Origin of the sequence: Spirosoma utsteinense (genome assembly GCF_014282275.1) — a bacterium.
Lineage (GTDB): Bacteria > Bacteroidota > Bacteroidia > Cytophagales > Spirosomataceae > Spirosoma > Spirosoma utsteinense.
Map to the genome: position 1 here is coordinate 127,902 of NZ_VFIA01000006.1, position 12,342 is coordinate 140,243.

The window sequence follows — 12,342 nt, forward strand, 5'->3', positions numbered from 1 at the left end:
TGAGGAGTCCCTACTAGGCATTGATAATCCCGAAGTCACGATAAAAAAAGAAGACCCGCCACCTGATTAGAGTAGCGGGTCTGTTACTTTTCTGTGCTCCCGAAGGGATTCGAACCCCTATCGTCGGTACCGGAAACCGAAATTCTATCCATTGAACTACGGAAGCATATCCCCATTTGGGAGTGCAAATATAGCACATTGACTGGCTAAAGCGCAAGTGGCGAGCGAAGATTCTGGCCGATAATGCAGACCTGACCGATTTCTGCCCGCTTTTAACCTATAACAGTTTCATCGTTTCGTAGTCGCCAACGTGCTGCAGGTACAGGAAATGGATGAGCAAGCCGTTAACGTTCGTTACCAGCTTGTGCGCTTCGGGCAGGGTCGTCACCACCGTCGTAATGCGCTCAAACTCCGAGGCATTACCCATGTCTTTGTGGTGAAACGCCATGATCTCGCTGCGGGATAGTGCGCGCTCCAGATAGAAGAAATGCATGGCCTCATCACTGGTTCCGGTGCTGGGAAACCACAGTTTGGAGTTTAGCTTGGTCAGGTCGGCAGCGGTTGCAGCAAGGCCAATTTCTTCGCCTAATTCACGAGCGGCCACATCGTCGGGGGCGTCGTCGGCATCGACCATACCCGCCGGGTGTTCGTAGGTATGCGATCCGTCGGATATGCGTCGTTGGCGGACCAGCACTACGAATTTTTCCTGGGTGTCCTTATCGATCAGGCATACCAGCACCGAGGCCGCGTGGCCTTTCAGGAACAGCGCAGGCGGGATTTTATCGCCTTCTGGGGTATCGGCATCTACTTCAAGCATCGCAAACAGCACTTCGCCATTATGCCGATGCCGGACATACTTTTCACTTACTCCATTGATTTTTAGTCCATTCGTTTCCATCTGGTTTTTCCAGAATTTGAACTTTGGCGCGTCTTCAAGAGCTTCCGGTTTCTGTTTGGTTGTCATTGAAAAGTATATTGAATTTGTATGGTTCAGGGCCTCGGGGCCGATCGGTAACAAACCGGATCTTGCTGTCAATGGTTAAGTAACGGTGCCCTTGGCAGAGTGTTTAGTCAGGTGGTTTCAGCCCGGCTCATTGGTGGCAAATTTATGTCCCGATAAACGGCGCTGAACCTGGCTACCACGTTTGATTCGTTGGCTACACAAATGCTTATCGCCTGTCGACGGGACATTTTATAGCTACCGGAAGCAGGTAATGAAGTTTGATCTGCGTAAGCATATACATGTCATAACCCGATGTTCCCCGATGAACATCAGGTGTTACATCCGGTAGATTCTGTAATGCCTCAAGACGATCCTGACCCGTGCGGGCGACCAGGTATTCGTAGCGTCGATCCGAAAACAAGATCGATAAGTTCTTGGTAATGGCGTCGCTGTCTGGGTACAGCCCCCCAACGTCATCTAGATAATCGGTAAGCGTATATCGAAACCCTACTTCGGCCGACAGGTTCAGGTTGGGGGTGAGCCGCCAACGGACCCCCACTCCGGCGGGTATAGCCAGGGTAACCAGTGAGTAGGGTTTGGCGTAGCCACCCAGACCCTGGCCTTCTGTTCCCAACGGCCTTAAATCCAGCCAGTTTCCCAGTGGGCTATCTGACTCGTACAAAGGAATACGGGCCTTGGGGTTATGGCCGACTATAGCTATACCAGCCATAATGTAAGGCGTTACAGAAGGACGATGGTTTGGCTGGTTACCTTCGCGCCGGAACTGATACAGGCCGCTTATGGCTACTTCTTTGATGTCGTTGCGAAAATGAAGATTGCGCAAAAACTGGATTGGAAATTGGTTTGGGTTAGTCTCAGTGAACGTAAAATCGTCGCCAATCAGCCGCACCCAGGTGAAGGAGGTCCGTAAAGCAAAATGAGGAGTCACGTGGCGGGTGAAACTAATGCTTGTATTCCAGCGGGGTAACGTTCCAAGGCTGCGGAATGGCCGATGGATGGGGGCCAGTTCGCCAAAATAAGAGGCTGTGCCACCCCCGATTCCTACTTCGGAATAAGGAGTAAATTTTTGGAAAGCGCGGGACTGCGCATGAGCGCTGGTCAGGCCTAAAAAGGCTAATGTAATCGTAGTAACCAAAAAATTCACGGATGTATAGTTCGGTAGGTGTTCAAATAAAACAAAACAGAACCTTATAGCCATGAAGTCAGCAAAACTTCATGGTTATAAGGTTCTGTTTGAGGAATAATACAGCTACTGAGTATGTCAGTCTAATCTGTAAAAACGTTGTATGTCACCAACTTCGATAGGCTGAGTTCGCGTAGTCAACGTGCCGAGGGTATCATCTTTACCACAAGCCATTGTTCTGTTACCCTATGTAGTGTATACGTCAGATGCGTTACTTCTGGGTAAGCCCCTGAGCGCCGTCGCCAACATACCGCTCGAAGAACTCATATATCCGCAGCATCCGGTCAATTCGCTGGCGAACGTTACCTGTACGGCTTAGCTCATGGGTGGCACCAGGCATCCGAACGTATTCGACGGGCCGACCCAGCACTTTCAGGCTTTTATACAGCATTTCACTTTGAATTATGCCGGTACGAAGGTCATTTTCGCCATGCTTGATGAGCAGCGGTGTTTTTATGTTCTGCACAAAAGTATACGGCGAATTTGCATCCAGTACTTTCGCATCGGCTGTCCAGGGATAAGCAAAGTAATTGGGAACCAGCCGCCAGGCATTACCCTCGCCCATAAACGTGGTGAGGTCATAGACTCCGCGTTGGGCAAAAGCAGCTTTGAACCGGTTGTCGTGCCCAACGATCCAGGCAGTCAGGTAGCCCGCATAGGAACCTCCCGTAATGACCTGCCGACTGGTGTCTACCCAGGCCTCTTTAGCCGCGTCGGTAGCAGCTGCCAGGACGTCCTCGGCTGGCCCGGTTCCCCAGTCCTTGATATTGGCCCGCTGGAAAGCAAGGCCGTATCCGCCCGACCCGCGGGGATTGGCATAGACAACGCCATAGCCCTGGGCACACATGTACTGAAATTCATGCCACATCGACGCTTCGCCCGGTCCCCACATGGCTGTTGGGCCGCCGTGCATGTTCAATAGCAACGGGTGCTTTTTGCTTATATCACCTACTGGCTTCATAATCCAGTAGTCGACGGTTTGGCCAATGGAGTTCTTGTACGTTCGCTTCTCCGGAAAGCTAAGCTGCCGCTGAGCCACCCAGTCGTTGTGATTCGTCAGCTGCGTCTGGACTTTTGCCGTTGCATCGGACCGGTACAGTTCCGACGGGTTTTTTACTTCTGTCTTCGAGAAAACAACCTGATTGCCCGATACATCGAAGCTGGTGATGCCACTCTCGAAGTCGGTCAGTTGCGTAACCTGCCTGCTGGTCGGGTCGAGCCGGTACAGGGGCGTACCGCCATTGGACGATGCCGTGAAGTAAATGGCGTAGTTTGTGGTCGACTTCCTGCCTTTGGCTGTCGAAGGGGCGGTTGCCCAGGTCAAACTACCGGCGGCCCGGTCGAACGTGACCAGCTGCGGGTTCGATACCGTTGAGCCGTTAAGCGTGGCCAGACCGATCTGACCAAAATTGACGCCTTCTGACGGACTCACTGAAAATGACAGTTGGTTGCCATCGGGTGAGATCTCGGGCGATCCGTAGCTTTTACCCGCTTCGGCCAATACAGTCGTACGTTTGCCGGAGCCATCAGCCGGGATATAGACGATAGCGTTGTCCTGCTCGCGGTCGGGGTGTTTAAGTGAGTCGCGGTCGGTAACGGCGAGTAATCCCTGGCCATTTGGAAGCCAGTTGCTGGCCTGGAAAGAGGAAAAACCACGGGTCAGGGGTTTGGCAGTGGCACCTTCGCGTACATCGATGATGTACAGATGGGTGAAGCTGGGATCCGGCTCCGTTGTCGACTCCCCCTGGAAATTGAGCCGGTTAATGACCTTGGCTTTCTTGTCGATAACGTCTTTGGCCAGATACGCCCGGATTTCAGCCAGTGATCCATCGGGATTGGCTTTTATCTTTTTATCCTCTTTCACGAAGGAATTATCGGCAAAGCCCGGTTTTTCGAGCGACCAGACAGGGCCACCTTTGTTGGGATTTAACAGCGAATCGGTCAGCATGTCGGCCATTGGGATGGAAGTTCCGAAGACAATCCGTTTGCCATCCGGCGACCATATCGGCCCCGAAGCCCCGTACTTGTCTGTCGTGAGCTGCCACGCTTCGCCCCCGTCCAGCGGCATCACGAAAATCTGGCTTTTACCTTTCACCGACCGGGCAAAGGCGAGGTACTTACCATCGGGCGACCATACCGGTTGCCTGGCCGACTCGCTGCCACGCGTCAGCGCTTTGGCGGTGTTGGGTTTGTCGAGGCCCGTGAGGTAAAGGTGTGTCCGGTACTCATACTCTTCTTTCTGGTCGGGGTTAGCCTCGGTAGTAGTTACGGTATAAACCGCCCGTTGACCATCCGGCGACAGTTTGATGCTGCTAATCTGTTTGATGCGCGTCAGGTCTGTGACGATAATTTTTGACTTCGTTTGGGCCCTAACGATCTGAGCCGTAAGAGCAATGAGCAGGAAGATTTTTTTTAACATGGAGAGGTTGTATCTAGAAAACCAACGAATAGAAAAGCAACTGTTTATTGGGTGAGTAGGGGCAGATATCGTTCCCGGATCACATTGGCATGGTGCATTGGGTGGCCAACCAGCACATAACCGAGCGCCAGCGGAGAAATAGTGATAGTGGAACAAATTCCGGAACTCATCAGCATGGGTTCGTCAAAGCTCCGGAACAACGCAATCGTAGACTGGCGAATCAGCGCATATTCGTCATACAGATCCGTCAAATGCCGACGATTAGCCTGGGCAGTCTGACCGTATACCTCCTCATCGAAACCCGGTAACGGGGTTTGATCCTGACGCGCCAGCCGCAGGGCCCGGTACGCCATTATGCGCTCTGTGTCGATAATATGCTGGACAATATCCCGAATTGTCCACTTTTCCGGTGCATAAACCCGGTCACCCAGTGCTTCGGCCGTTTCAAATGGCAGCAAACTGGTAAATGAAGGAGCCAGATGTAAGGCGCTAACAACATCAATTTCAGGCGCGATCGTAATGTACCGGTCGAAAAACGGGGGCATTTCAGCAATATCAGACTTGGTCATGGGGAGGTATAAAAAAGATGAGCCTATAAACTTTGGCAAAGTTTTGAACTTTGGCAAAGTTTATAGGCTCATTGACCATTAAAAACCGGAATAAACTACTTTTTTGCTTTAGAAGCCGCAGTGCCTGTTAGTTCCGTTACCAGTCGGTCGGCTTTATAGATGTAGCGCATGGCGGCAATAATTCCACCCGCGTGGACTGATACGCTCCGGTTGAGGTCAGGCACGAAAATAAATTCGCCCGGCAGACTTTCCATATTACCGTCGAAGACTAATCCCACGGCTTCCCGATTTTTGTTGATCATCGGACTACCCGAATTGCCGCCAATAATATCGTTGGTGCTAATGAAGCACATGGGCTGTTTGAGCAACTCGGCCGGTGGATTCTTCCAGCGGGCCGGTAAACTCCAGGGTGCCTTGTCGCCAAAGGAATAATTACGGTCATACAGTCCGGCAAAGGTCGTCAGGATCGGTGCCTGTGTTCCGTTGTAAGCATATCCTTTAACAATGCCATCGTTGATACGCAGTGAAAAGGTCGCATCGGGCGGAACGGCTGTGCCGTATACAGCATAGAGCATGCGGCCGAGCTGGCTGCGAAGCACCTCCTGTTGCTGGGATATATCGCGGGCTTGCCGGGCGGCTTTGAGGTAACGTGGAAAACCAATGCGGGCCAATACCAGCATCGGGTCCGTAGACGACCCGATGGCACCGGGCCGTGTTGCCAGTTCTTTAATGAATGCCGGATCATTCAGTTTGGTATGGCTGATCAGGTAAGCCGCTGCTTCCTTTGGGGATTTGAATTGACCATTTGGGCCTGTGAATGCGGCTTTTACGTAGGGGTCGTCGTTGCCCAAGCCGGTCTGGGCTTCGGCCAGATGGGCCGCCAGATACGCTTCTTCCAACTGCTTGTTCGAAACGGTGGGAGTCTCAACCAGCGATCGGGCCCGCTCTGCATCCTGAGGACGCGAGGTCAGCAGGTCATTGAACTGGATCAGCACACCCGCAAAGGCAAGCAATGCGCCCGAGGTCCTTTCGTTGGGAGCCAGGTAGGTAGCGTCATTGAATAACGTACGCAGTTGGGCCATACTGGCGGCCATATCGTCCCAGGTTTTTAGCTGCTCAGCGGGCAGGTTTTTTGCCTTTGCATCCGCTTTGAACTGCCGCTCAAATACAGCCTTGCGCCCCAGCAGGCCCGCGTCGCGCAAACCCGCTAACTGACCGCCGTAAGCTTTCAGGCTGTTCTCATAGCTGAAGATCTCATTCAGAATACTATCATTTTTGGCGGTGGCATTATAGACCTGCAAGGCGCTGGACCGGTTGCGGAGCAGCTGAATTGTAGCGGGCGTTTGCAGATCACGGTCAAATTCCAGTTCGGCAACCGTCTTGAGCCGTTCGGTATTACCAGGGTTACCGATCACGAAAATCGGCTCACCATCGCGAACGCCATTGGTGTTGAACTTAAAGAAATGGGTCGTTTGTAAGGGTTTCCCGTTATCATACACCCGGAAAAACGAACAGTCCAGGGCGTAGCGTGGATACGTGAAATTATCGGGATCACCCCCGAAAAAGCCAAGCTGAAGTTCGGGCATGAACACCAGCCGGACGTCAGTATAGCGTTTAAAGCCATACAGGGCATATCGCCCACCATTGTAGAAGGTAATCGTCTGTAATTCCAGCCCTTTCCAGCCATCTTTAGTGCTGTATTCCTGTTTGACGGCTTCAAAAGCCTGCTCACGGGCCTGCAACTGAGACGCATCGGTTTGGCCCTGGCTGGCACCAGCGCTGCTCATAGCCTCCTGTATTCGCTTCGTAATATCTTCGATCTTCACTAACTGGTCGACAAACAGCCCGTCGACTTTACGCTCTTCCGTTGGCGTTTTAGCATAAAAACCCGTTGCGTTGAGGTCTTCACCCTTCCGGGCCACCCCCGTTCCCGACTCGCGGGCACAGTGGTGGTTGGTCATTACCAGGCCGTTTGCCGATACGAACGAAGCCGAGCAATAGGCAGCAAAGCGAAGGGAAGCTAATCGCGATTCATCGAACCACTTCTCGTCGGCGGTGAAGTTGTACGTCTTCCTGAAGTACTCCTTCGGTGGGTCGTCGAATGTCCACATTTTGCCCAGATCGAGCGGGCCACCTTTCGTGGAATCGGTGGGTGTGGGCTGAGCCAGGCCCAGACCCGACAGAAAAACAATCAGGAAGCCCGAGATGGCAGCCGGGCGCAGGTGTTGAGTAAGCATCAGGCTACTTCGTTCTTCATCATAATTTCGTTGGCTACTTTATCATCTTTCCGGATGAACGGGCGGATAATCAGCCGGGTACCGCGCTGGTAGGTGAATAGCCGGTACATCCAGTTACTGAACACAACGAGCTTACTGCGGAAACCGACCAGATAAAAGATATGGACAAACAACCAGGCCATCCAGGCAATGAAGCCGCCAAGGTGGATATTTCCCGGCAGATCAGCTACGGCTTTGCTTCGCCCGACAATGGCCAGTGACCCTTTATCGAAATACTCGAAGGGTGTTGTTGGTTCGTTCTTCAGCATCCGTTTCAGGTTCTTGGCCAGATGTTCGCCTTGCTGAATAGCGGGCTGCGCAACGCCGGGGTGTCCCTTGGGAAACTTCTCCAGTTTCATGAAGGCAATATCACCAATAGCAAAAACATCGGTCAGGCCCTGTATGCGGTTGATTGGGTCAACCAGAATTCGACCACGCTCGGTCGACTCGGCCGGAATACCGTCGATCATGGCTCCTGTTACGCCTGCTCCCCAAACCAGGGTTTGCGTCTTGATCTGCTCACCGCCTTTGAACGTCACCGTTTCACCATCGTAGTTCTCGACCAGGGTGTTGAGTTTGATCACGACGCCTAACTCTTCCAGGTACTTCTGAGCCTTTTTCCCGGATTCGTCCGACATGGGTGGCAGCACCTTTCCCATGCCTTCAACGACGTATATATTCATCTGGCTGAAGTCCAGACCTGGATAATCGGCGGGAAGGACGTGCTTACGCATTTCGGCCAGTGAGCCGGCCATTTCTACGCCTGTCGGACCAGCACCGGCAATGACAAAGTTGAGCAGGCTCTGGCGTTCGGCAGGCTCGCGGGTGATACTGGCCTGTTCGAAGCATTGTAAAAACTGGCTGCGAATGTTAAGCGCTTCGGGGACCGTCTTGAGGGGAAACGAATACTTCTGGATCTGTTCATTGCCAAAAAAGTTCGACTTCGACCCGCTGGCAATGATCAGATAATCGTAATGCAAATCGCCGATAAGTGTCGTTACGGTCTTGGCTTCCGGATCAATCTTATTGACGCGTACCATGCGGAAGTGGAAATCTTTCTGACCGTCGAACATTTTACGAAACGGTTCGGCAATAGCATCTGGCTCCAGTCCGGCAGTAGCTACCTGATATAGCAATGGCCAAAAGCCATTATAATTCTGTTTGTCGAACAAAACTACCTGAACATCAGCGTCTCGCAGACTCTTGGCCAGGTTCATACCACCAAATCCACCACCAATAATCACAACGCGTGGTTTGGTAGTATCGGGGATATTAAGCGATAATTTATCGTATTGCAGCATGTTGAGTTCGGTAATTAAACGCGGTTCTTTTTTTGGTTATAGTACCTATTAATCAACACTTTTGTTTGGGATATGGTGCTAAAAGCGAGGCATAGGTTGAGGGTAAAGATGACATTTCAAGGCAATCAATGTTAATTTATATCTATTAGTGGATAGTAGATATTTTTGTATTTTAACAAAAGGTAACTTTGTAATTCTGGAGTCCTCAATTCTTTTCCTGCATGCTGAAAACGTTAGGCAGTCTTATCTGCACCTTGTTTTTGCTGAGTTTATCGTGGGCGCAGACAACACCCGGTCGGGTAACGGTCAGCGGCTACGTTCGCGAAACGAACAGTCAGGAAGCGCTTATCGGTGCCAGTGTTTATGTACCCGGCACATCGCGTGGTACTACAACCAATACCTACGGTTTTTACTCGTTGACTCTGTCGGCTCAGGACAGCTTGCCCGTTGTGGTGTCGCTAATGGGCTACACAGCTTTCTCGTGTAGTATCCCACTCCATACCGATACGACATTACATGTTCAACTAGCGCCCGGCCAGGCACTGTCGGTCGTGGAGGTCAAGGCCAGACGCACCGAAGAGAAATTGAGCGAAAGCGCCCAGATGAGTCAGGTCAGCATTCCTATTTCCCAGATTAAGAAGGTGCCCGCCTTTTTGGGTGAAAAAGACGTACTGAAAGTGCTTCAATTGATGCCCGGTGTGCAAAAAGGCTCCGAGGGGCAGACGGGTATCTACGTGCGGGGGGGCGGGCCCGATCAAAATCTTATCATTCTCGATGACGCTGTCGTCTACAATGCCAGTCACTTGTTCGGCTTTTTTTCGGTCTTCAACGGCGATGCCCTGAAAAGTGTCGAATTGACTAAAGGAGGCTTTCCTGCCCGGTATGGGGGTCGTTTATCGTCGGTGATCGAGCTGAATATGAAGGATGGTAACCGTGAGAAGTTACATGGTGAGGGCGGCATTGGGTTAATTGCCTCACGGCTGGTGCTGGAAGGTCCGCTGACCAAAAATAAGAAAGGGTCTTTTCTCGTGTCCGGTCGGCGGACGTACCTGGATCTACTGACCGCTCCCCTCGTTGCTATGCGCACGAATAATCAGACGCAGGTAGGCTATTATTTTTACGACCTCAACGCCAAGATCAATTACGACCTCGGTCCAACCAACAAGCTGTATGTAAGTGGCTTTATGGGGCGCGACCGCTTTTATACCGGCGACCAGGTTAACCGAACTGATATCGGGTTAAATTGGGGGAACACGACCGGTACACTGCGTTGGAACCATCTCTTCAATCAGAAACTGTTTTCGAATCTGTCGTTGATTGCCAGCAGTTACGCCCTGCGTATATCGTCAGATCAGAAGAGTCTGCTGCTTGATACCGATCTGTTTTATCTCCGCTACAATTCAGCTATTCGTGATTTTTCGTTAAAGTATGACGTGGAGTTTTATCCAGGCCCTTTACACGCCTTACGGACCGGTGTACAAACTATCTATCATCACTTCACCCCCAGCGCTCTTGTTATGAAGAATTCGGTCACGACTCCGGTTGAGCAAGCTGCCGACAACGTCGATGCGCTGGAGTCGGCCGCTTATCTCGAAGATGTCTGGCGGCCTACGCATCGCTGGCGCGTGAACGCCGGGATAAGGCTTAGCCATTTTCTGCATAAAAAAGAGATATACCGCGCCATAGGTCCGGTGCGCTTCGAGCCCCGGTTGTCGGCGGCTTATACGCTCATGCCCGACCTGTCGGTCAAAGTTTCGTATGCGCTCATGAATCAGTATGTTCACTTGCTGTCGAATACGGGCGTTGGGTTACCTACCGACCTCTGGGTGCCCTCCACCGACCGTGTCAAGCCGCAACAATCCCGGCAGGTAGCCATTGGTCTGGCGCAGGATTTTACCCAGCAGGGGTTAACGCTAACGCTGGAAGGGTATTACAAAACCATGGGTAACATCATCAACTATAAGGAAGGGGTCAGTTTTCTGCTGTTGAATGGTTCGGAAACGGGTACGCGGGTGCGCTGGGAGGATAATGTGACAGCGGGTCGGGGCTGGTCATATGGGGCAGAGGTGTTGCTGCAAAAGAAAGCAGGGCGCTTCAATGGCTGGGTAGGTTATACGCTGTCGTGGACACAATGGCAATTTGATGCCCTCAACGGGGGGCGTTGGTTTTATCCACGCTATGACCGTCGACACGATTTGTCGCTGGTTGGTATTGTCGAGTTGAGCAAACGTATGACGCTGTCGGGGACGTGGGTATATGGAACGGGAAATGCGTTAACCGTACCCTTAGGGCAGTACAATACGTACCAGCCGGGCGGTGGGTTTCCATACGATGCGAACGGGAATCTGTTCCGGGGCCTGTTTCAGCCCACCCGTTCGGTCGAGGATTATGGTACGCAAAAGAATAGCTTCCGAGCCGAAGCCTATCATCGATTCGATATTGGTATTCAGCTTCACAAGCAGAAAAAGCACCACGAGCGCACGTGGGAGTTCAGTCTGTACAATGCTTACAATCGTAGAAATCCTTTCTTCTACCAACTCGAATCGGTCAACGGAGGCAAAAATCAACCATCCCAAACAGTGATGGTGCGGTATTCAATTTTTCCCATCATTCCGGCATTCAGCTATAGTTTCACCTTTTAACGCACTGACTGCCTGTGATTCGTTTAAGTCATTTGCTATGTAGTCTGTTCTTTGTAAGCTTATTCCTGCTGATTGGCTGCGACAGCCTGCGTAATGAAGTAGACCCTTCTCAGCTAACCAGGGAACCCGCTAAAATAGTAGTCACCTGCTTTCTATCCCCTCAGGATTTAGTGCTGGCTGCAAAGGTCACCCAGACCCAGACAGTGTTAAGCCCATCGCAGGGGGCTGCTGGTGTGAATCCGGTTGTCAATGCAACCGTAAAACTCTCAGAAGGTAATAAGTTTGTATTCCTGCAGTACGATGCAAGCCTGGATTTATACCGGGCCGACAGCAAAAAACTGCCTGTTGTGGCAGGCCGAACCTATACACTGACAGTTCAGATACCAAAGCGTCAGCCACTGACCAGTACCTGTACTGTACCCGAAGCGGTCAACCTGGCAAGCGCCGTGTTCGATTCCATCACTGAAGAGCAGTCGGGCCGCCAGTACCGTCGCTATTTTGTGCGCGCCCGTTGGCAGGACCCGGCCGGGAAACCTAATTTCTATCAGGTAACGGGCCTGTTTCGATCTGTTCTTACTTGTTCTTCCTGCGAATCGAACTCAGGGGGGCAAACGGCGGAAGCAGTTAGTTATGTGTCTTTCGAACCGGGTGAGGGTAACGTTCAGCGGGATGCCGCCATGCAGGGACGAATGATGACTTCTGAACCAGGATACGTGAGTAGCCTATATGTTGATAATAAACAGCCAACTCCCTTTAGACGACAGTACAAAAGGGCACTCGTCATCCTAAACTTGCTCAATACCGATCAGTTTTATTATGCTTATCAAAACGGAATACGGCAGCAGGCAGAGACCGCCGGTAATCCGTTTGCTGAGCCCGTGCCTATTCCAAGTAATATTAAAGGGGCTTTGGGTTGTTTCGGGGCTTATAACCGCTCCACGCTATCGATGCGATTGATCAAATGACATAAAAGGGGCAGGGGGCAGAA

The 12,342-nt window shown here is 51.7% G+C and carries 8 protein-coding genes and 1 tRNA gene; 2 read left to right on the forward strand and 7 right to left on the reverse strand.

Annotated elements, in window-relative coordinates; all coding sequences use genetic code 11:
- Positions 1-94: 94 nt before the first annotated feature.
- From FH603_RS06645 to FH603_RS06675, 7 genes are all read right to left on the reverse strand, one after another.
- Positions 95-166 (reverse strand) — tRNA-Arg (locus FH603_RS06645).
- Between the two features lie 111 nt (positions 167-277).
- Positions 278-964 (reverse strand): NUDIX hydrolase, encoded by a 687-nt coding sequence (locus FH603_RS06650; RefSeq protein ID WP_186736682.1) that lies wholly within the window; start codon positions 962-964, stop codon positions 278-280.
- A gap of 205 nt (positions 965-1,169) precedes the next feature.
- Positions 1,170-2,108, reverse strand: coding sequence for a DUF6089 family protein (locus tag FH603_RS06655; RefSeq protein ID WP_186736683.1), 939 nt, complete (start codon positions 2,106-2,108; stop codon positions 1,170-1,172).
- 250 nt (positions 2,109-2,358) lie between these two features.
- Positions 2,359-4,566, reverse strand: coding sequence for a S9 family peptidase (locus tag FH603_RS06660; protein WP_186736684.1), 2,208 nt, complete (start codon positions 4,564-4,566; stop codon positions 2,359-2,361).
- Between the two features lie 44 nt (positions 4,567-4,610).
- Positions 4,611-5,135: a DinB family protein gene (locus tag FH603_RS06665; protein WP_186736685.1), complete on the reverse strand. Its 525-nt coding sequence runs from the start codon at positions 5,133-5,135 to the stop codon at positions 4,611-4,613.
- Positions 5,136-5,230: 95 nt separating this feature from the next.
- The gene (locus FH603_RS06670; protein WP_186736686.1) at positions 5,231-7,372 is read right to left on the reverse strand and encodes a S46 family peptidase; all 2,142 of its coding nucleotides are present in this window, start codon (positions 7,370-7,372) and stop codon (positions 5,231-5,233) included.
- Positions 7,372-8,712: an NAD(P)/FAD-dependent oxidoreductase gene (locus FH603_RS06675; protein WP_186736687.1), complete on the reverse strand. Its 1,341-nt coding sequence runs from the start codon at positions 8,710-8,712 to the stop codon at positions 7,372-7,374. Before FH603_RS06675 ends, FH603_RS06670 begins: the two co-directional genes overlap by 1 nt.
- A gap of 221 nt (positions 8,713-8,933) precedes the next feature.
- Between FH603_RS06675 and FH603_RS06680 the strand changes: the two genes are divergently transcribed.
- Together FH603_RS06680 and FH603_RS06685 are read left to right on the forward strand one after the other, a co-directional pair.
- The gene (locus FH603_RS06680) at positions 8,934-11,354 is read left to right on the forward strand and encodes a TonB-dependent receptor (RefSeq protein WP_186736688.1); all 2,421 of its coding nucleotides are present in this window, start codon (positions 8,934-8,936) and stop codon (positions 11,352-11,354) included.
- Positions 11,355-11,368: 14 nt separating this feature from the next.
- Positions 11,369-12,319 carry a DUF4249 domain-containing protein gene (locus FH603_RS06685; RefSeq protein WP_186736689.1) on the forward strand — a complete coding sequence of 317 codons (951 nt, stop codon included), beginning with the start codon at positions 11,369-11,371 and terminating at the stop codon, positions 12,317-12,319.
- Positions 12,320-12,342 lie beyond the last annotated feature (23 nt).